Raw genomic sequence first — 21,231 nt, forward strand, 5'->3', positions numbered from 1 at the left:
AAAAAAGGAGTTAGTCATGGTTAGATTAGAGAAGAACGATCCGTTAATGTTGGCGCGCCAGCTACCATTAAAAACCGTTGCCCTAATACTTGCGGGCGGGCGTGGTACCCGTCTGAAAGATTTGACCATCAAGCGCGCCAAGCCGGCCGTTCACTTTGGTGGTAAGTTCCGCATTATCGACTTTGCGCTCTCAAACTGCCTGAACTCGGGCATTCGCCGCATTGGCGTCATTACGCAGTATCAGTCGCACACCCTGGTGCAGCACATTCAGCGCGGCTGGTCATTCTTCAGCGAAGAGATGAACGAGTTTGTCGATCTGCTCCCAGCGCAGCAGCGCGTACACGGGGAAAACTGGTACCGCGGCACGGCGGATGCGGTGACCCAAAACCTCGACATTATTCGCCGCTACAGCGCGGAATACATCGTGATCCTCGCGGGTGACCACATCTACAAGCAGGATTACTCGCACATGCTGATCGACCACGTCGAAAAAGGGGCGCGCTGCACCGTGGCGTGTCTGCCGGTGCCCGTTGCCGAGGCGACGGCGTTTGGCGTGATGCACGTGGATGCGGACGACAAGATTATCGACTTCGTTGAAAAACCGGCGAACCCGCCAACCATGCCGGGCGATGACACCAAATCGCTCGCCAGCATGGGGATCTATGTCTTTGATGCAGATTATCTTTATGAGCTGCTCGAAGAAGACGACAAAGACGAAAGCTCCAGCCACGACTTCGGTAAAGACATCATCCCGAAAATTACCAAAGCTGGCATGGCCTATGCACATCCCTTCCCATTGTCCTGCGTGCAGTCCGATCCGAATGCGGAGCCATACTGGCGTGATGTGGGAACCCTGGAAGCGTACTGGAAAGCCAACCTCGATCTGGCGTCCGTGACGCCTGAGCTGGATATGTACGACCAGAACTGGCCGATTCGTACCCACATGGAATCCCTGCCGCCGGCGAAGTTCGTGCAGGACCGATCCGGCAGCCACGGCATGACCCTGAACTCGCTGGTCTCCGGCGGGTGCATCATCTCCGGTTCGGTGGTGGTGCAGTCCGTGCTGTTCCCGCGCGTGCGTATAAACTCATTCTGTAATATCGATTCGGCGGTTCTGCTGCCGGATGTCTGGGTAGGGCGTTCGTGTCGTCTGCGTCGCTGCGTGATCGACCGTGCCTGCGTCATTCCTGAGGGAATGGTGATTGGTGAAAACGCGGAAGAAGATGCGCGTCGCTTCTACCGTTCTGAAGAGGGGATCGTGTTAGTCACACGGGAAATGTTGCGGAAGCTGCAGATCAAACAGGAGCGATGATGCAGGTTTTACACGTATGTTCTGAGATGTTCCCGTTGTTAAAAACGGGCGGCCTGGCGGATGTTCTTGGTGCATTACCGGCGGCGCAAATCGCCGGTGGAGTCGATACCCGCGTCCTGCTGCCCGCCTTCCCGGATATCCGGCGCGGCATACCTGATGCAAAGGTCGTGACCCGCCGTGAAACGTTTGCCGGACGCATCACCCTGCTGTTTGGGCATTACAACGGCGTAGGGATCTACCTGATCGACGCGCCGCATCTGTACGACCGTCCGGGCAGCCCGTATCACGATACCAACCTGTTCGCCTATACCGATAACGTGCTGCGCTTTGCACTGCTCGGCTGGGCGGGGGCGGAGATGGCCGTCGGGCTGGATCCGTTCTGGCGTCCGGATGTGGTCCACGCGCACGACTGGCACGCCGGGCTGACGCCAGCGTATCTGGCGGCAAAAGGGCATCCGGCAAAATCGGTGTTTACGGTGCACAACCTGGCGTATCAGGGCATGTACTATGCGCATCATATGAATGACATCGATCTGCCATGGTCGTTCTATAACATGCACGGGCTGGAGTTCAACGGGCAAATTTCGTTCCTGAAGGCCGGGCTGTACTACGCCGACCACATCACGGCGGTGAGCCCCACCTACGCGCGTGAAATTACCCAGCCGGAGTTTGGCTACGGTCTGGAAGGGCTGCTGCAGCAGCGCCATCGTGAAGGCCGCCTGTCGGGCATTCTGAACGGCGTGGATGAGCAGATCTGGAGCCCTGAAACCGATCTCCTGCTTGCCGCGCGCTATGGCCGCGACTCGGTGGAAGATAAAGCTGAAAACAAACGCCAGCTGCAAATTGCGATGGGGCTGAAGGTCAACGACAAGGTGCCGCTGTTTGCGGTGGTCAGCCGCCTGACCAGCCAGAAAGGGCTGGATCTGGTGCTGGAGGCGCTGCCCGGTTTACTGGAGCAGGGCGGACAGCTGGCGCTGCTCGGCGCGGGCGACCCGGTGCTGCAGGAAGGTTTCCTCGCCGCCGCCGCGGAACATCCGGGGCAGGTGGGCGTGCAGATTGGCTATCACGAAGCATTCTCGCACCGCATTATGGGCGGCGCGGACGTGATTCTGGTGCCGAGCCGTTTCGAACCCTGCGGCCTGACGCAGCTCTACGGTCTGAAATACGGCACGCTGCCGCTGGTGCGCCGCACGGGCGGGCTGGCGGATACGGTGTCGGATAGTTCTCTGGAAAACCTGGCGGACGGTATCGCCAGCGGGTTTGTCTTTGAAGACAGTAATGCCTGGTCGCTGCTTCGGGCGATTCGGCGTGCGTTCGTCTTGTGGTCCCGTCCATCCCTGTGGCGTTACGTTCAGCGTCAGGCGATGTCCATGGACTTTAGCTGGCACGTTGCGGCGCAGTCGTACCGCGACCTTTATCAACGCTTGATGTAACGAGGCGAAGTTACTGATATGAACGCTCCATTTAGCTACTCTTCCCCCACGCTCAGCGTTGAGGCGTTAAAGCACTCCATCGCCTACAAGCTGATGTTTACCATCGGGAAAGATCCGGTCATCGCCAACAAGCACGAGTGGCTGAACGCCACCCTTTTTGCGGTGCGTGACCGCATGGTCGAACGCTGGCTGCGCTCTAACCGCGCCCAGCTTTCGCAGGAGACGCGGCAGGTTTACTACCTGTCGATGGAATTTTTGATTGGCCGCACCCTCTCCAACGCGCTGCTGTCGCTCGGTATCTACGACGACGTCAAAACCGCGCTGGAAGAGATGGGGCTGGATTTAGAAGAGCTGATTGACGAAGAGAACGACCCGGGGCTGGGTAACGGTGGTCTCGGGCGTCTTGCCGCCTGCTTCCTTGACTCGCTGGCAACGCTGGCGCTGCCGGGGCGCGGCTACGGTATTCGCTACGACTACGGCATGTTCAAGCAGAACATCGTTGACGGTCGCCAGAAAGAGTCCCCGGACTACTGGCTGGAATACGGCAACCCGTGGGAGTTCAAGCGCCACAACACGCGCTACAAGGTGCGCTTTGGCGGACGCATTCAGCAGGAAGGGAAAAAGTCCCGCTGGGTGGAAACCGAAGAGATCCTCGCCGTGGCCTATGATCAGATCATCCCCGGCTATGACACCGATGCGACCAATACGCTGCGCCTGTGGAATGCCCAGGCGAGCAGCGAAATCAACCTCGGTAAATTTAACCAGGGCGACTACTTTGCGGCGGTGGAAGATAAAAACCACTCCGAGAACGTCTCCCGCGTGCTGTATCCGGATGATTCAACCTACTCCGGGCGCGAGCTGCGCCTGCGTCAGGAGTATTTCCTCGTCTCCGCGACGATTCAGGACATCCTCAGCCGCCACCATCAGCTGCACAAAACCTACGCCAACCTGGCGGAGAAAACCGCGATTCACCTTAACGACACCCATCCGGTGCTCTCCATTCCCGAGCTGATGCGCCTGCTGATCGACGAGCACAAGTTCAGCTGGGACGACGCGTTTGAGGTGACGTGCCAGGTGTTCTCCTACACCAACCACACCCTGATGAGCGAAGCGCTGGAGACCTGGCCGGTGGACATGCTCGGCAAAATTCTGCCGCGCCACCTGCAAATCATCTTCGAGATCAACGACTACTTCCTCAAGACGCTGCAGGAGCAGTATCCGAACGATACCGGGCTGCTGAGCCGTGCCTCGATCATTGATGAATCCAACGGTCGTCGCGTGCGCATGGCCTGGCTGGCGGTGGTGATCAGCCACAAGGTGAACGGGGTGTCCGAGCTGCACTCGAACCTGATGGTGCAGTCCCTGTTTGCGGACTTCGCGAAGATCTTCCCGACGCGCTTCTGCAACGTCACCAACGGCGTTACGCCGCGCCGCTGGCTGGCGCTGGCCAACCAGCCGCTCTCTGACGTGCTGGATGAGAATATCGGCCGCACCTGGCGCACCGATTTGAGCCAGCTGAGCGAGCTTAAGCAGCATATTGATTTCCCGACGGTGAACAAGGCCGTGCGGGAAGCCAAGCTGCTGAACAAGAAACGTCTGGCGGTCTGGCTGGCGATGCACCTCAACGTGGTCGCAAACCCGAAAGCGCTGTTTGACGTGCAGATCAAGCGCATCCACGAGTACAAGCGTCAGCTGATGAACGTGCTGCACGTAATCACCCACTACAACCGCATTAAGGCCGATCCAACCGCAGAGTGGGTGCCGCGCGTGAAGATCTTCGCCGGTAAGGCGGCTTCCGCCTACTACATGGCGAAGCACATTATTCACCTGATCAACGACGTGGCGAAGGTGGTGAACCAGGATCCGGAGATTGGCGACAAGCTGAAGGTGGTATTCATCCCGAACTACAGCGTCAGCCTGGCGCAGCTGATCATCCCGGCGGCAGATCTCTCCGAGCAGATCTCCACGGCGGGGACGGAAGCGTCCGGCACCAGCAACATGAAGTTTGCCCTCAACGGCGCGCTGACCATCGGCACCCTGGACGGGGCGAACGTCGAGATGCTGGAGCACGTAGGGGAAGAGAATATCTTTATCTTCGGCAATACCACCGAAGAAGTGGAGGCGCTGCGCAGGAAAGGCTACTCCCCGCGTGAGTTCTATGAAGGGGATGAAGAGCTACGTCAGGTCCTGACGCAGATTGCGACCGGTGTGTTCAGCCCCGACGAGCCGGGCCGCTATCGCGATCTGGTGGATTCGCTGATTAACTTTGGCGACCACTATCAGGTGCTGGCGGATTATCGCAGCTACGTGGACTGCCAGGATAAAGTTGACGAGCTGTACCGTCAGCAGGAGAAGTGGACCAGCGCGGCGATGCACAACATCGCCAACATGGGGTATTTCTCGTCTGACAGGACCATCAAGGAGTATGCCGAGAACATCTGGCATATTGATCCGGTGCGGTTGTAAAAACAAAGCCCGGTGGCGCCACCGGGCTTTTTACATCACGACGCCAGCGACAGCTCACGCTTCCCCGCATGCTGCTGCAGCCACTGCGCCACGCGAGACTGCTGCTCGGCGTTAAGCCACATCCCTTCTTTGGTACGACGCCAGATGGCATCTTCAAGGCGGCGAACCCACTCGTGCTCAACCAGGTAGCGCAGCTCGGCCTCGTACAGCTCGTGGCCGAAATGTTCACCCAGATCGGCAAGCGATTTCGCGTCGCCCAGGAACAGCTCGGTATTGCTGCCGTAGGTGCGGGCGTAGTGGCGCGCCATCCCTTCGGTAATGAACGGGAAGCGACGGCGCAGCTTCGCGGCGTAATCGTCGCGGTTTCCGCCAATATCTCCGCCGGGCAGCACTGCCTCTTTGGTCCACGCCGGGCCAATACCTTTGTAGTACGGCGCCAGTTTTTCCAGCGCGTGCTCGGCCAGCTTGCGGTAGGTAGTCAGCTTGCCGCCAAACACCGACAGCAGCGGTGCCTGACCGTCAACGTCGTGAATATCGAGCGTATAGTCGCGGGTGATGGCCTGCGGTGAGTCGGATTCGTCATCACACAGCGGACGCACGCCGGAGTAGGTCCAGACCACGTCGTCGCGCGACAGCTGTTTCTTAAAGTGTGCGTTATACACTTTCAACAGGTAGTTCACTTCGCTCTCGTCGATCTCAACGTTTTTCGGATCGCCTTTGTACTCCACGTCGGTGGTCCCGATGATGGAGAATTCGTCCATCCACGGGATCACAAACACGATGCGTTTGTCTTCGTTCTGCAGAATGTAGGCCTGCTTCTGGGTATGTACGCGCGGCACCACAATGTGGCTGCCTTTGATCAGGCGGATGCCGTACGGCGAAGGCAGGTGCATGCCGTCGTCGAAGAACTGCTTCACCCACGGGCCGGTGGCGTTCACCAGGCCGCGTGCTTTCCAGCTGAACTTCTCGCCGGTATCCACGTCTTCTGCTTCCACAATCCACAGGCCGTTTTCACGACGGGCGGCGGTCGCGCGGGTCCGGGTTTTCACCTCGCCGCCTTTCTTCTCGACCATCTGCGCATTCGCCAGCACCAGACGCGCATCGTCAACCCAGCAGTCTGAATATTCGAAACCGCGCACGATTTCCGGCTTAAGGACCGATTCTGAGCCAAAACGCAAACCGTTCGAACCCGGCAGGCTGGTGCGTTTGCCCAGATGATCGTACATAAACAGGCCGATGCGGATCATCCACGCCGGACGCAGGTGCGGGCGGTGCGGCAGGCGGAAGCGCATCGGGATCGCCAGATGCGGGGCCATTTTCAGCAGCACTTCGCGTTCGGCCAGCGCTTCGCTGACCAGGCGGAATTCGTAGTGTTCCAGGTAGCGCAGGCCACCGTGGATCAGCTTGGAGCTGGCGGACGACGTCGCGCAGGCGAGATCGTTAGCTTCCAGCATCAGCACGGATAAACCGCGTCCTGCGGCATCAACCGCAATACCGGCACCGTTGATGCCACCGCCTATCACAATCAGATCTTTGGTTTCCATAACACCCTCATGCACTTTCGTTAAAGCTCAAAAATGTTCGATATCGCTCATAATAGCAAAGGAACGCGCTTTTGGTAACATCAAAAAAACAATTTAGAGTGATATGGATAACATAATGGCGTTTACCCGCCGCCAGGACGTACACTACGGGGTAAAATCTTGTCGTTGACCACTGTAAAGAGAACACCATGGATCAGTTTGAATGTATTAACGTAGAAGAAGCCCACCAGAAGATGCACCAGGGAAAAGCGGTGCTGGTGGACATCCGCGACCCGCAGAGTTTTGCCATGGGCCACACGCCGGGCGCGTTTCATCTGACCAACGACACGCTGGGCGCGTTTATGCGCGATAACGACTTCGAAACGCCCGTTATGGTCATGTGCTACCACGGTAACAGCAGCAAAGGCGCGGCGCAGTATCTGATTCAGCAAGGCTATGACGCGGTATACAGCGTCGACGGCGGCTTTGATGCCTGGCATCGTCATTTCCCGGCAGAAGTGGAATACGCGTTTGAGCGCTAATCCCGCTATACTGTCCCCTTTTGTGTGGAAATAAGCGACCGCTGCCCATGTTGATGATCACCTCTTTTACCAACCCGCGCGTCGCCCAGGCGTTTGTCGACTATATGGCGACGCAGGGCGTTATTCTGACCATTCAGCAACATACTCAGACCGACGTCTGGCTGGCCGACGAGAGCCAGGCTGCGCGGGTCAACGAGGAGCTGGCGCGTTTCCTTGAAAACCCTGGCGACCCGCGCTATCTGGCGGCCAGCTGGCAATCCGGACAGACCGGCAGCGGACTGCATTACAGCCGCTTTCCCTTCCTTGCCACGATACGCGAGCGCGCGGGCCCGTTTACGCTGCTGCTGATGGCAGCCTGCATTATCGTCTTCATTATTATGAACGTGGTGGGCGACCAGAGCGTGATGATCGCGCTGGCGTGGCCGTATGATCCGTCGCTGGATTTTGACGTCTGGCGCTACTTTACCCACGCGCTGATGCATTTCTCGGTGATGCATATCCTCTTTAACCTGCTGTGGTGGTGGTATCTCGGCGGTATCGTTGAGAAGCGGCTCGGCAGCGGCAAGCTGATTGTCATCACCGTAATCAGCGCCCTGCTGAGCGGCTATGTACAGCATAAATTCAGCGGCCCGTGGTTCGGCGGGCTGTCGGGTGTCGTCTACGCTTTGATGGGCTACGTCTGGCTTCGCGGGGAGCGCGACCCGGAAAGCGGCATCTATTTACAACGCGGATTAATAGCCTTTGCGTTAATATGGCTAATTGCCGGATGGTTTGATCTGTTTGGTATGTCTATCGCCAATGGTGCGCACGTCACCGGCCTCGCCGTCGGTCTTGCAATGGCGCTTGCCGACACGCTCCATGCGCGAAAACGAACATAATTCTCAGGGATAATTGATGAAACAAACACAACGTCATGACGCCATTATCGAACTGGTCAAAAAACAGGGATACGTCAGCACCGAAGAGCTGGTCGAGCAGTTTGCCGTCAGCCCGCAAACCATCCGTCGTGACCTGAACGATCTGGCCGATCAGAACCGTATTTTGCGCCACCACGGCGGCGCGGCGCTGCCTTCCAGCTCGGTCAACACCTCCTGGCACGACCGTAAAGCCACGCAGACGGCAGAAAAAGAGCGCATTGCGCGTAAAGTGGCGAGCCAAATCCCGAACGGTGCGACGCTGTTTATTGACATCGGCACCACGCCGGAAGCGGTCGCTCATGCGCTGCTGGATCACGAGAACCTGCGCGTGGTGACCAACAACCTGAACGTCGCCAACACGTTGATGCAGAAAGATGATTTCCGCATCATCCTCGCGGGTGGCGAACTGCGCAGCCGCGACGGCGGGATTATCGGCGAAGCGACCCTCGACTTCATCTCTCAATTCCGCCTCGACTTCGGCATCCTGGGGATCAGCGGCATCGACACCGACGGCTCGCTGCTGGAGTTTGATTACCACGAGGTGCGCACCAAGCGCGCAATCATTGAAAACTCGCGCCACGTGATGCTGGTGGTGGATCACTCGAAGTTTGGCCGTAACGCGATGGTGAACATGGGCAGCATCAGCATGGTGGATGCGGTCTATACCGACGTGATGCCGCCGGCGGGCGTGATGCAGGTGATTAAGGATAATAATTTGCAGTTAGAGTTGTGTTGAAAAGCCGTTCTCCCTCTCCCTGTGGGAGAGGGCCGGGGTGAGGGCATCAGGCCGCACAAAACTAAACTCCGTACCCCATCATCTTCAACAGCTGCTGCGCATGCTGCACCGCGTCCTGACGGTGCGCCACGCCCAGCTTCTGATACAGATTGCGAATGTGCGTTTTGATGGTGGTTGCCGCCACCGCCAGCTCACCGGCAATCTGCTCGTTGCTATAACCTGAATAGATCAGTCCCAGCACCTGCCATTCGCGCTGGGTGAGCGGGCTGGTGCGAATAAGCTCCGGCACTTCCGGGTGGTTCAGCAGACGTTCAACAAAGTTCTCGTCGAAATGCGCAAACTTGTGGCGATGGTGCTGATTAATTTCGCGCAGAATGCGCTGGGCGCGATGCTGATCCAGCTCCGGCAGCGTGTTGAGCTGAATCAACTGGCGCAGCTGCTGCGCCATCACTTCACCTTCAATCACGAAGTGGCTAATAAACCCGGTGCGGTTCGCCAGCTGCAAGGCTTCCAGCAGCACGCGCTGGGCGTCATTTTTGCGGCCCGCCTGCCAGTAAAGCTGGTTGAGCAGCAGCAGGTTGCGGTTCAGATCGCTCATCAGACGCAGGCTGCGGGCGTTTTCGTTTAACTCTTCCAGCACAATTTCGGCAGGCTCAAAGTCACCCAGCAGGATCTGCACGCGGGCGATGTTGCGCCACTGGCTTTGCAGGAAGTGGTTATTGGCAAATTCCGGTTTAGGCGTCTGGCGCAGCCAGTTGGCGGCGGATTTTTTGTCCCCCGTCATCTGCCAGTAAATCACCCGAACCTTGTCGGCGTTCGATACCCAGTCGCTGTGGTACTGACCGTTGCCGAGCAGGTTTTCCAGACGGTTAAGGTGATTGCGGGCGTTATCCAGATCGCCACGCGCCAGCGAGCACTGCACCAGCAGGGCCAGACACTGCAATTGCTGCTGAGGCTGGAAGCCAGAGAGTACGTTCACACCCTGACGGGCGCAGCTTTCTGCTTCATCCAGACGCGACCATGCCCACAGCAGTTGAGCGCGAATACGCAACAGGAACTCGTGCATCGGCAGTTGTTCCAGGTGCTGTTCACGAATCAGCTGGAATGCTTTTTCCTGATTTTCCCAGGCGGCCTGCAGGAACCCCTGTGCGAATAAAATCTCGCTTTGCTGGATCAGGCTCCACAGGGCGTAGTGCCACACATCATGGCGGCGCGCCATCTGCTCGGTTTGCTGCATCAGCGAAAGGGAGCGCGTCAGTTCGCCCTTGCAGTGCAGCACTTCGCCGTGCACCGAGGTAGCCACAATCCGGCTGTAGAAATTCGCCAGCGGCAGTTCATCCAGCGCGACCATCGCCAGCCGTTCCGCTTCATCCGCATCGCCGTCGTTAATCGCGACCTGCGCCCGCAGGGCGTTAAATTCGCCGTGCAGGGTGATATCCATTTCGCTTTCCATCTCCTGCTCGGCGCGCGCCAGCAGGGTATTCACTTCGCTGTAGCGGTGCTGGCTCTGCATCAGCCAGGCCTGGAGCAGCACCAGGCGCGGGTTCTCCAGCAGGCTCTCCCACGGCAGGGCTTTCAACGACTCTTCCAGCAGCGTCAGTTCGCTGTGGTTAAACAGCCCCCACGCGTGGTTAAGCAGGATATCGCGCAGCATGCTGGCGTCACCGGCGGCAAGCGCGTGGTGAATGGCCTCGCTCGGGAAGCCTTGCGCCATCCAGCTTTCAGCGGCGGCGCGGTGGATTTCCGGCAATTCCGTTGCCAGCTCCCACTGGCAGCGCTGGCGCAGGAAGCTGCCAAACAGCGGGTGATAGCTGAACCACTCGCCGGGGTCGTCCATGCGCGTCAGGAACAGGCCCTGACGTTCAATCTCTTCCAGCTGCAGCTGACCGTTCTCACAGCCTGTTACGCGCACAATCAGCGCATCGTTCATGGAGCGCAGCAGGGAGCTTTTCAGCAGGAAATTGCGGGTGGAGGGATCAACGCTGTTCAGCACCTCATCCACCAGGTAATCCGAAAGATGGCTGGCATTGATGCCGGCCAGACGGCGCGCAGACTGGTGCGTCGGGCTGTTGTTTTGCCGGGCAGAAAGGGCAATCAGCTGCAGCGCCGTGGCCCAGCCCGCGACATCATCACACAAGCGGCTGCTTTCGGAGGCCTCAATGGGCGAGGTCAGGCGGCAGTCAAAGAACTGTTTCGCTTCCTGGTGGGTAAAGGCCAGCTGCTGGCTGCCCACTTCCAGAAGCTGATCGCGCACGCGCAGGTTGGCAATACCGAGCTGCGGCAGGTTGCGTGACAGCACGACCAGGGTCAGGTTTTCCGGCTGGTGGCGCAGGAAGAAGCGCATCGACTCATGGATAACCGGGTTCGTGATCAGATGATAGTCATCAATCACCACGTACAGCGGGCGATGCCATTCGGCCAGTTCGATAAACAGCTGAGAGAAAAGGGAGGACAGACTGGCGTACTGGCGCTTTTGCACCATTGCCTCGCTGGCGACGCAGTGTCCGTTGGTTGCCTGTTGAATAGCGGCAATCAGATAGCTGGCAAAACGCTCTTGCTGGTTATCGCCTTCGTCGAGGGAGTACCAGCCAAGATCGCTCTTACCTGCGGCCCATTGTGAAATGAGCGTTGTTTTTCCATAACCTGCAGGGCTCGTAACCAGCGCCAGTCGGAAATTATGCGCGCCGGAAAGTTTAGCCAGCAGACGCTCGCGGACCACTGTATGGTCAAGACGAACCGGGCGACTTAATTTTGACGGAATCAACATAGGTTTCACTTCACTGTGGGGAACGAGAGAATTTATTTTTTTTGCGCTTCGTAATTAATAGCTATAAGGTCGGTCAGAAAGAGAACTATTGCAAGTTATGTCTGGCTTTTGTGGCTCTGAATTTGCACTCTGTCACAAAACATTCCGGCCAGTACTGGAACTTTTTTGAAAAGGCTTTGATGCCGCGTCAATGCTGGCTTGTATGGATGTCACGAGGCTGGGCTGAAACTGGTTTCAGAAAGGTATAATGACGTCGAATTTAATAAACTTCGGGTAAAGTTGAGTGAGATTAATAATCTCCTTAGGCAGGACCCGATTGCTGAAATATTATTCTCCGTAAGCAATCATTTCCGCGTGGATTAATTTCATCCAAAACCGCATTTCATTTCTTTGACATTCTCCCCGGATACTTTTTTATCTTCCGGGCACACTCCAGCTATGCTCTCAGAGTGGCCTCGATCACACTTTTACGCTCATCCCCGCTACTCCTCCCTGCCTAATCCCCCACGGGAGGAGGAAGAGGTGAAATGAGCTAGGCACACTAGCGCCAACTTGTGTTTTCTTTCTAAAGGATGCCGATCCCCTATGTCACAGCCTACCTTCAACAAAGCTCAATTCCAGGCTGCCCTGACGCGTCAGTGGCAGCGTTTTGGCCTTCATGCTGCAAACGAGATGACGCCTCACCAGTGGTGGCAGGCGGTGAGCGGGGCGCTCGCAGAGCAGCTGGATGCTCAGCCCGTGGCGAAGCCCGTCAAAGGCCAGCGTCACGTTAACTATATCTCGATGGAGTTCCTGATTGGCCGCCTGACCGGCAACAATCTGCTGAACCTCGGCTGGTATCAGGAGGTGGGTGATGTGCTGAAAGAGCACGACATTAACCTGACCGACCTGCTGGAAGAAGAGATCGACCCGGCGCTGGGCAACGGCGGACTGGGGCGTCTGGCGGCCTGTTTCCTTGACTCTATGGCAACGGTCGGCCAGTCGGCGATTGGCTATGGCCTGAACTACCAGTACGGCCTGTTCCGTCAGTCGTTTGCCGACGGCCACCAGATGGAAGCGCCGGACGACTGGCATCGCAATACCTACCCGTGGTTCCGCCACAACGCGCAGCTGGACGTGCAGGTCGGCATCGGCGGGAAAGTGACGAAGCAGGGGCTCTGGGAACCGGCGTTCACTATTACCGGTGAAGCCTGGGATCTGCCGGTGCTCGGCTACCGTAACGGCGTGGCGCAGCCGCTGCGCCTGTGGCAGGCGAAGCACGCGCATCCGTTCAACCTGACCAAATTCAACGACGGCGATTTCCTGCGCGCCGAGCAGCAGGGCATCGACGCCGAGAAGCTGACCAAAGTCCTCTACCCGAACGACAACCACCTGGCCGGTAAAAAGCTGCGCCTGATGCAGCAGTACTTCCAGTGCGCCTGCTCCGTGGCGGACATTCTGCGTCGCCATCACCTGGCGGGCCGCAAGCTGGCGCAGCTGGCGGACTTCGAAGTCATTCAGCTTAACGATACGCACCCGACTATTGCCATCCCGGAACTGCTGCGCGTGCTGATTGACGAGCATCAGCTGAGCTGGGACGACGCCTGGGCCATCACCAGCCGCACCTTCGCCTATACCAACCATACCCTGATGCCGGAAGCGCTGGAGTGCTGGGATGAGAAGCTGGTGAAAACGCTGCTGCCGCGCCACATGCAGATCATCAACAAGATTAACGACCAGTTCAAAACGCTGGTGGAGAAAACCTGGCCGGCCGACAAAGCCGTCTGGGCGAAGCTGGCGGTGGTGCACGACAAACAGGTGCGTATGGCGAACATGTGCGTGGTGAGCGGCTTTGCCGTTAACGGCGTGGCGGCGCTGCACTCCGATCTGGTGGTGAAAGATCTATTCCCGGAATATCACCAGCTGTGGCCGACCAAGTTCCATAACGTGACCAACGGCATCACGCCGCGTCGCTGGATCAAGCAGTGCAATCCGCTGCTGGCCGGCCTGCTGGATAAGACCCTGAAGAAAGAGTGGGCCAACGATCTGGACCAGCTGATTAACCTGGAAAAATACGCCGACGATGCGAAATTCCGCGAGCAGTACCGCGCGATCAAGCTGGAGAACAAGGTTCGCCTGGCGGAGTTTGTGAAAATGCGTACCGGGATTGAGATCAACCCGAACGCGATTTTCGATATCCAGATCAAACGCCTGCACGAGTACAAGCGTCAGCACCTGAACCTGCTGCACATTCTGGCGCTGTACAAAGAGATCCGCGAGAACCCGCAGGCCGACCGCGTGCCGCGCGTGTTCCTGTTCGGTGCGAAGGCGGCGCCGGGCTACTACCTGGCGAAAAACATTATCCTCGCCATCAATAAAGTGGCGGCGGCGATCAACAGCGATCCGAAAGTGGGCGACAAGCTGAAGGTCGTGTTCCTGCCGGATTACTGCGTCTCGGCGGCGGAAATGCTGATCCCGGCGGCGGATATCTCCGAGCAGATCTCGACCGCAGGGAAAGAAGCGTCCGGTACCGGCAACATGAAGCTGGCGCTCAACGGCGCGCTGACCGTCGGCACGCTGGACGGTGCGAACGTCGAAATCGCCGAGAAGGTCGGTGAAGAGAACATCTTTATCTTCGGCCATACTGTTGAAGAAGTGAAAGCCATCAAGGCCAAAGGCTACGACCCGGTGAAATGGCGTAAAAAAGACAAAGTGCTGGATGCGGTGTTGAAGGAGCTGGAAAGCGGCAAATACAGCGATGGCGACAAGCACGCGTTTGACCAGATGCTGCACAGCATGGACAAACACGGCGGCGACCCGTACCTGGTGATGGCGGACTTCACGGCCTACGTTGAAGCGCAGAAACAGGTCGACGTGCTGTACCGCGACCAGGAGGCGTGGACCCGGGCGTGCATTCTGAACACCGCGCGCTGCGGCATGTTCAGCTCTGACCGCTCAATCCGTGATTATCAGGCCCGTATCTGGCAGGCAAAACGCTAAGGAAGCGCGATGGAGAGTAAACGTCTGGACAGTGCCGCGCAGGCGGCGGGAATTAGCCTCAGTTACATCAATGCGCACGGCAAACCGCAGTCTATTGGTGCGGACACCAAAAGACGTTTGCTGGATGCCATGCACAAAACCGACGCGAACGCGTCGGCTGCTCCGGTGCCAAACGTGAAGGTCTTTACCGCAGGCAAAAAGATGCCGCTGGCGGTGGAGGGGCGCGGCGAGTATAGCTGGCTGCTCACCACCGAAGAGGGGCATCAGCATAAAGGCCACGCCACCGGCGGCAAAACGTTAAACCTTCCGGCAAAGCTGCCGGAGGGCTATCACAGCCTGACGCTCACCCAGGACGAACAGCGTTTTCACTGCCGGGTGATCGTCGCGCCAAAACGCTGCTATGAGCCGCAGGCGCTGCTCGAAGGCAAAAAGCTGTGGGGCGCCTGCGTGCAGCTCTATACGCTGCGTTCCGACAGCAACTGGGGGATCGGCGATTTTGGCGATCTGAAAAAGATGCTGGCATCTGTTGGTGAGCGCGGCGGCGCGTTTATTGGCCTCAACCCGATCCACGCTCTCTATCCGGCCAACCCGGAGAGCGCCAGCCCGTACAGCCCGTCTTCCCGACGCTGGCTAAACGTGATTTACATCGACGTTAACGCGTTAGACGATTTCAAAAACAGCAAAGAGGCACAGGCGTGGTGGAAGCTTGAGACCACCCAGCAGCTGCTGAAGCAGGCCCGCGATGCGGACTGGGTAGATTATGCCTCCGTGACCGCGCTGAAAATGGCGGCTCTGCGCCTGGCGTGGAAAGGCTTTGCGAAGCGCGACGACGAGCAGATGGCGGCCTTCCGCCAGTTCGTGATGCAGGAAGGTGAAAGCCTTTACTGGCAGGCGGCATTTGATGCGCTGCACGCGTATCAGGTGAAAGAGGACGAAATGCGCTGGGGCTGGCCGGTCTGGCCGGAAGCGTATCAGACCGTGGATACCCCTGAAGTCAAAGCCTTCTGTAAAAATCATGCCGACGAGGTGGACTTCTACCTGTGGCTGCAGTGGCTGGCGTACAGCCAGTTTGCCGCCTGCTGGCAGGTGAGCCAGGGCTATAAGATGCCGATCGGCCTGTATCGCGATCTGGCCGTGGGCGTGGCGGAAGGCGGCGCGGAAACCTGGTGTGACCGTGAGCTTTACTGCCTGAAAGCATCCGTCGGCGCGCCGCCGGATATCCTCGGCCCGCTCGGTCAGAACTGGGGCCTGCCGCCGATGGATCCGCACGTGATGGCGGCGCGCGCCTACGAGCCGTTTATCGACCTGCTGCGCGCGAACATGCAGAACTGCGGGGCGCTGCGCATTGACCACGTGATGTCCGTGCTGCGCCTGTGGTGGATCCCGTACGGTGAAACGGCCGATCACGGGGCGTACGTGCAGTATCCGGTGGACGATCTGCTGTCGATCCTGGCCCTGGAGAGTAAACGTCATCAGTGCATGGTGATCGGTGAAGATCTCGGTACCGTACCGGTGGAAATTGTCAGCAAGCTCCGCGACAGCGGGGTTTATTCCTACAAAGTGCTCTATTTTGAAAACGACCATGAGAAAACCTTCCGCGCGCCGAAAGCGTACCCTGAACAGTCAATGGCAGTCGCGACGACGCATGATCTTCCTACGCTCAGAGGCTACTGGGAAAGCGGCGATCTGACCCTCGGCAAAACGCTGGGCCTCTATCCAGATGAAGAGGTTCTGCGCGGGCTGTATCAGGACCGCGAGCTGGCGAAGCAGGGGCTGCTGGATGCGCTGCACAAGCATGGCTGTCTGCCGAAGCGTGCCGGACATAAGGCGTCGCTGATGGCAATGACCCCAACACTCAACCGTGGCCTGCAACGCTATATTGCCGACAGCAACAGCGCTTTGCTCGGCCTGCAGCCGGAAGACTGGATTGATATGGCGGAGCCGGTGAACGTTCCGGGCACCAGCTATCAGTACAAGAACTGGCGCCGCAAGCTGTCCACAACGCTTGAGACGATGTTTGCCGATGACGGGGTGAACAGGCTGATTAAAGATTTGGATAAGCGCAGAAGGGCGGTGGGTAAGAAGTCGTAATTTGCCCCTCACCCTAGCCCTCTCCCCAAAGGGGAGAGGGAACCGATCGAGCAGGAGAGTCAGAGAGCCATATTCAACAGCAGACACCCTACCAGGCCGCAGACCGAAATAATGGTTTCCAGCATTGACCAGGACTTGATGGTTTCACCGATGGTCAGGTTGAAGTACTCCTTGAACAGCCAGAAGCCCGGATCGTTCACGTGAGAGAAAATCACGCTGCCGGAGCCTACCGCAATAACCATCAGCTCAGGGCTGACGCCCGTGGTAGCAATCAGCGGCGCAACGATACCGCCCGCTGTAATCGCCGCAACGGTTGCAGAACCCAGCGCGATACGCAGCACGGCAGCAATAGACCACGCCATCAGGATTGGAGAGATATTGGTTTCATGCATCATGGAAGCGATGTATTTGTCCACGCCGCTGTCGACCAGCACCTGCTTGAACGCACCGCCACCGCCGATAATCAGCAGCATCATGGCAATGATTTTGATGGACGAGGTCAGCGTGTCGTTGATCTGATCCATGGAGCGGCCACGGTTCAGGCCGAAGGTGAACATCGCAATCAATACCGCAATCAGCGTTGCCATCACCGGGTCGCCGAGGAACTCGGCAACGGCCAGGAAAGCGTGGCCTTTCGGCAGGATCATCTCCGCCACGGCGCGCATTGCCATCAGGATCACCGGTACCAGCGAGGTCCAGACGCTGACGCCAAAGCCTGGCATCTCTTCTTCAGTGAAGGTTTTGGCGCTGTACAGACCTTCCGGAATAGGCTTATCAATGCCTTTCAGGAAACGGGCATACACCGGGCCTGCCAGAATTACGGTCGGGATCGCCAGAATCGTACCGAACAGCAGGGTTTTACCCATATCGGCGTGGAAGATGGTGGCGATGGCGGTTGGACCCGGGTGCGGTGGCAGGAAGCCGTGGGTCACGGACAGCGCAGCAGCCATTGGCACACCCACGAACAGCAGCGGAATGTTGGCCGCGGCGGCGATGGTGAACACCAACGGCAGCATCAGCACGAAGCCCACTTCATAGAACAGCGCGAAACCGACGGTAAAACCGGTTAACACCACCGCCCACTGGATGTGCTGTTTACCGAATTTGGCAATCAGGGTGGTGGCAATACGCTGCGCGCCCCCGCAGTCCGCCAGCATTTTACCGAGCATGGCGCCGAAGCCCATGATCAGCGCCAGGCTGCCGAGCGTGCCGCCGACACCGGCTTTGATAGAGCTGATAACTTTAACCAGCGGCATCCCCTGCATCAGACCGACTGCAAGTGCCACCAGAACCAGAGCGATAAATCCGTTCATTTTGAAGCGGATCATCAAGAGCAGTAATAACACAACACCGATAGCAACGATGACTAATGGCATGATTTACCTGGCCTTTGAATTGTTATGGGTAACGTCATTGTTTCAACGACAAATTCCGGTTGTCCCAACTGGGAACAGAGTGGTTAACGGCACTCATACTGATGCCTGCGAAACAGTTAAGTTTAGTCGGCTGTTATAAGGGTGTTGAGTGCCCACGAGAATGATACGGGTAACATGTCGTGGTTGAGAATCACCCGGTGAGGCAAAATTTGAATTATGAGACGCAGGTCAACATATAGAGGGGAAGGCAAGGGAGTCAGGCCCGGTAAGCGCAGCGCCACCGGGCAATACAGATGGGTACTGAATTAGTAGTAAGAGTGCTCGCCGCGCTGGTGCTCTGTCAGGTCGCGCACGCCTTTCAGTTCCGGGAATTCGTTCAGCAGCTGCTTCTCGATCCCTTCTTTCAGGGTCACGTCGACCATGGAGCAACCGTTACAGCCGCCGCCGAACTGCAGGATCGCCAGGCCGTCTTCCGTGATTTCCATCAGGGAAACGCGACCACCGTGGCCGGCCAGTTGTGGGTTGATCTGGGACTGCAGCAGATACTCAACGCGCTCCATCAGCGGCGCATCATCAGAGACTTTACGCATTTTGGCGTTTGGCGCTTTCAGGGTCAGCTGAGAACCCAGCTGGTCGGTGACAAAGTCGATTTCCGCATCTTCAAGATACGGCGCGCTCAGTTCATCGACGTAAGCGGTGAGCTGTTCAAATTTAAGGGCAGTGTCAGTTGCTTCCACAGCGTCCGGAGGACAATAAGAGACACCACATTCTGCATTCGGAGTGCCTGGATTGATCACAAACACGCGGATCTGCGTCCCTTCTTCCTGATTTGCCAGCAGTTTGGCAAAGTGCGCTTGTGCAGAATCGGAAATACGGATCATAGCTTTGGCCTAATAGTTGACTAAATTACCTGGGTATAATCATACGCCCATTGGAGAAGGGCTACAAGGTACGGCACAGACACCATACCTGAACCGACGCGGCGCCGCTTTGCAAAAGCAGTCGGGAAAGTTCAGCAACGGTACTGCCTGTGGTGACGACGTCATCTACGATGGCGATATGGAGGCCGTGGACCGGCAATTCAAGGCGAAAGGCGTTTTTCAGGTTCCTTTTGCGAAGCCGGGCGTTGAGCTGATGCTGGATGGCGGTGGCATGAACGCGGGTAAGCGCGCTGGCATCGTAGCGACAACCCAGCCACCGGGCGAGCGGGCGGCAGAGCAGGTCGCTTTGATTATAGCCGCGCCGCCAGTGTCGGCGTCGGTATAAGGGGACATTCACCACCATGTCGATTTTCGGCAAAGCGCGGGTTCGTCGCGCCTGTAAAACGGCCAGCAAAAGCAGGCGGGCAAGGGGCTGCGCCAGCGAACTCTGGCCGGAAAACTTCAGGGCGTGAATAAGCCCGCTCAGCGGCGGAACATAATCATCCACGGTCACCAGCGCGCTCCACGGCGGGGATTTTTTCAGGCAACGGCCGCAGGGCAAATCGCGGTTCGCCGCCGGTAAACCACATTGCGGGCAGGTTGTGATACGCCTTTCCAGCGAACGCGTGCAGACGGAACAGACGCCCCACCCGCTGAGGGCAAGCGGCATTTTGCATAGCCAGCACAAGCCAGGCACTGTTAGCATGTGCAACCTCCATGTGAAAAAAGAGAACAGTAACTGATGAAGACGCTGTGGTGGCAGACCGTAGGGACAGGAAATTGCCATCTTGTGCTGCTGCACGGATGGGGCCTGAATGCGGAAGTGTGGCATTGCATAAGCGAGGAACTTGCCTCGCAATTTACGTTACATCTGGTTGATCTGCCGGGCTATGGTCGCAGCCGTGGCTTTGGCGCGATGTCGCTTGATCAAATGGCGCAGCACGTTGTAGACGCCGCGCCGCAAAATGCCATCTGGCTGGGCTGGAGTCTGGGCGGGCTGGTGGCAAGCCAGATTGCGCTCTCCTGGCCCGAGCGCGTTAGGGCGCTGGTCACCGTGGCCTCGTCGCCATGCTTTAGCGCGCAAGAGGCGTGGCCCGGCATCAAACCTGACGTTCTGGCGGGCTTCCAGCAGCAGCTGAGCGACGATTTCCAGCGGACCGTCGAGCGATTCCTCGCCTTGCAGACGATGGGCACCGAAACCGCGCGTCAGGATGCCAGAGCGTTAAAGCAGGTGGTGCTCTCCCTGCCGATGCCGGACGTCGAGGTGCTTAACGGCGGTCTTGAGATCCTGAAAACGGCCGATCTGCGCGAGCCGCTGGCCGGGCTGAGCATGCCGCACCTGCGCATCTATGGCTATCTCGACGGGCTGGTGCCGCGCAAAGTGGTCCCACTTCTGGATTCCCTCTGGCCGGAAAGCGAATCACAGGTCATAGCAAAAGCCGCGCATGCGCCGTTTATCTCTCATCCGACGGAATTTTGTTCAGCGTTGGTTGTGTTAAGTCAACGTTTAGACTGATTATTTTCTATCCTGCCTGGAAAAAGTTACACACCGCAACCATACTCCAGATGTCGTTGCGGTTGTTTTGCCTACGATAATCAAAACAACAATCCTATGGAGAGTCAGGCTATGAAACTTGTTACGGGTATTGTCACTTCTCTGGTTATTGGGTCATTGTCATTTGGCGCCTTTGCGGCAAAAGAGCTGGAAAAAGATAAGGTTGCCGGGATGAATCTGACGAAAATTGGTGAGATTTCTACGTCTGACACCACTGCGCCGATGGACGCGAAACGTGAGCTGTCTAAGAAAGCGGATGAGCTTGGCGGCACTTACTACGTGATTACCAGCGCTGAGAAATATACCAAAAACGTACGCGCTACTGCGGACGTCTATAAGTAATACGATAAAGCCGGGCACCAATGCCCGGCTTTATTAGCGCAGTGCCCACCACTCCCTGAGACAGGCCTTTCCTTCCGGACAGCTTTTACAACTGCCGGAGAGGCAACCCTCTGCTTCTTCCTGAATCCGCACGGCTTTACCCATGGCTTCCAGACGCTCCAGCATGGCATCGATCATCGGCTGCGGCGTATGCAGGCTAAGGCTGAGCTGTTTTGCCTCCATGCGTCCCTGCAATGCCAGTAAGTCACGAACCTGAATCAACGATGCCATCT

General features: G+C 57.7%; 16 protein-coding genes. 10 read left to right on the forward strand and 6 right to left on the reverse strand.

Annotated elements, in window-relative coordinates; genetic code table 11:
* The first annotated feature begins 16 nt into the window (after positions 1–16).
* The 3 genes from glgC to glgP are packed head-to-tail and all read left to right on the forward strand — an operon-like array spanning position 17 to position 5,211.
* A complete protein-coding gene (gene glgC / locus IM291_RS18335) occupies positions 17–1,312 on the forward strand; it encodes a glucose-1-phosphate adenylyltransferase (protein WP_028014690.1) in 1,296 nt (431 codons plus the stop codon).
* Positions 1,312–2,745, forward strand: coding sequence for a glycogen synthase GlgA (glgA, locus tag IM291_RS18340; protein ID WP_192987456.1), 1,434 nt, complete (start codon positions 1,312–1,314; stop codon positions 2,743–2,745). The genes glgC and glgA overlap by 1 nt, the downstream gene beginning before the upstream one ends.
* An 18-nt stretch (positions 2,746–2,763) precedes the next feature.
* A complete protein-coding gene (gene glgP / locus IM291_RS18345; RefSeq protein WP_041911899.1) occupies positions 2,764–5,211 on the forward strand; it encodes a glycogen phosphorylase in 2,448 nt (815 codons plus the stop codon).
* Positions 5,212–5,246: 35 nt separating this feature from the next.
* Here glgP and glpD read toward each other — a convergent pair whose 3' ends face one another.
* On the reverse strand, positions 5,247–6,755 hold the full coding sequence (gene glpD, locus IM291_RS18350; RefSeq protein ID WP_041911900.1) for a glycerol-3-phosphate dehydrogenase: 1,509 nt from the start codon (positions 6,753–6,755) through the stop codon (positions 5,247–5,249).
* A 188-nt stretch (positions 6,756–6,943) separates the two neighbouring features.
* Between glpD and glpE the strand changes: the two genes are divergently transcribed.
* The 3 genes from glpE to IM291_RS18365 are packed head-to-tail and all read left to right on the forward strand — an operon-like array spanning position 6,944 to position 8,929.
* Positions 6,944–7,276 carry a thiosulfate sulfurtransferase GlpE gene (glpE, locus tag IM291_RS18355; RefSeq protein ID WP_028014686.1) on the forward strand — a complete coding sequence of 111 codons (333 nt, stop codon included), beginning with the start codon at positions 6,944–6,946 and terminating at the stop codon, positions 7,274–7,276.
* A 47-nt stretch (positions 7,277–7,323) separates the two neighbouring features.
* Complete coding sequence (glpG, locus tag IM291_RS18360; RefSeq protein ID WP_028014685.1) at positions 7,324–8,154, forward strand: rhomboid family intramembrane serine protease GlpG; 831 nt, start codon at positions 7,324–7,326, stop codon at positions 8,152–8,154.
* Between the two features lie 16 nt (positions 8,155–8,170).
* Positions 8,171–8,929, forward strand: a complete 759-nt coding sequence (locus IM291_RS18365) for a DeoR/GlpR family transcriptional regulator (RefSeq protein WP_028014684.1) — start codon at positions 8,171–8,173, stop codon at positions 8,927–8,929.
* Between the two features lie 61 nt (positions 8,930–8,990).
* Here IM291_RS18365 and malT read toward each other — a convergent pair whose 3' ends face one another.
* On the reverse strand, positions 8,991–11,696 hold the full coding sequence (malT, locus tag IM291_RS18370; protein ID WP_047367202.1) for an HTH-type transcriptional regulator MalT: 2,706 nt from the start codon (positions 11,694–11,696) through the stop codon (positions 8,991–8,993).
* Positions 11,697–12,281: 585 nt separating this feature from the next.
* Here malT and malP point away from each other — a divergent pair.
* Together malP and malQ are read left to right on the forward strand one after the other, a co-directional pair.
* Positions 12,282–14,675, forward strand: coding sequence for a maltodextrin phosphorylase (malP, locus tag IM291_RS18375; RefSeq protein ID WP_192987451.1), 2,394 nt, complete (start codon positions 12,282–12,284; stop codon positions 14,673–14,675).
* Positions 14,676–14,684: 9 nt separating this feature from the next.
* A complete protein-coding gene (malQ, locus tag IM291_RS18380; protein WP_069733638.1) occupies positions 14,685–16,766 on the forward strand; it encodes a 4-alpha-glucanotransferase in 2,082 nt (693 codons plus the stop codon).
* Between the two features lie 59 nt (positions 16,767–16,825).
* Here the strand turns inward: malQ and gntT are convergent, their stop codons facing one another.
* The 3 genes from gntT to gntX all read right to left on the reverse strand — a co-directional run bounded on the left by gntT (position 16,826) and on the right by gntX (position 19,768).
* A complete protein-coding gene (gntT, locus tag IM291_RS18385) occupies positions 16,826–18,142 on the reverse strand; it encodes a gluconate transporter (RefSeq protein WP_048960500.1) in 1,317 nt (438 codons plus the stop codon).
* Between the two features lie 305 nt (positions 18,143–18,447).
* Entirely contained in the window at positions 18,448–19,023 is a 576-nt protein-coding gene (nfuA, locus tag IM291_RS18390; protein WP_003861601.1) for a Fe-S biogenesis protein NfuA, read from the reverse strand.
* A gap of 61 nt (positions 19,024–19,084) precedes the next feature.
* A complete protein-coding gene (gntX, locus tag IM291_RS18395; protein WP_192987452.1) occupies positions 19,085–19,768 on the reverse strand; it encodes a DNA utilization protein GntX in 684 nt (227 codons plus the stop codon).
* 36 nt (positions 19,769–19,804) lie between these two features.
* On the opposite strand from gntX, the gene bioH reads away from it, so the two are divergent.
* A complete protein-coding gene (gene bioH / locus IM291_RS18400; RefSeq protein ID WP_192971942.1) occupies positions 19,805–20,578 on the forward strand; it encodes a pimeloyl-ACP methyl ester esterase BioH in 774 nt (257 codons plus the stop codon).
* 111 nt (positions 20,579–20,689) lie between these two features.
* Positions 20,690–20,959, forward strand: coding sequence for a YdgH/BhsA/McbA-like domain containing protein (locus tag IM291_RS18405; RefSeq protein WP_045259364.1), 270 nt, complete (start codon positions 20,690–20,692; stop codon positions 20,957–20,959).
* A 33-nt stretch (positions 20,960–20,992) separates the two neighbouring features.
* Here the strand turns inward: IM291_RS18405 and feoC are convergent, their stop codons facing one another.
* On the reverse strand, positions 20,993–21,229 hold the full coding sequence (gene feoC / locus IM291_RS18410) for a [Fe-S]-dependent transcriptional repressor FeoC (RefSeq protein ID WP_041911908.1): 237 nt from the start codon (positions 21,227–21,229) through the stop codon (positions 20,993–20,995).
* Positions 21,230–21,231: the final 2 nt, after the last annotated feature.

This window comes from Enterobacter cloacae complex sp. P27C (assembly GCF_014895705.1).
Lineage (GTDB): Bacteria > Pseudomonadota > Gammaproteobacteria > Enterobacterales > Enterobacteriaceae > Enterobacter > Enterobacter bugandensis.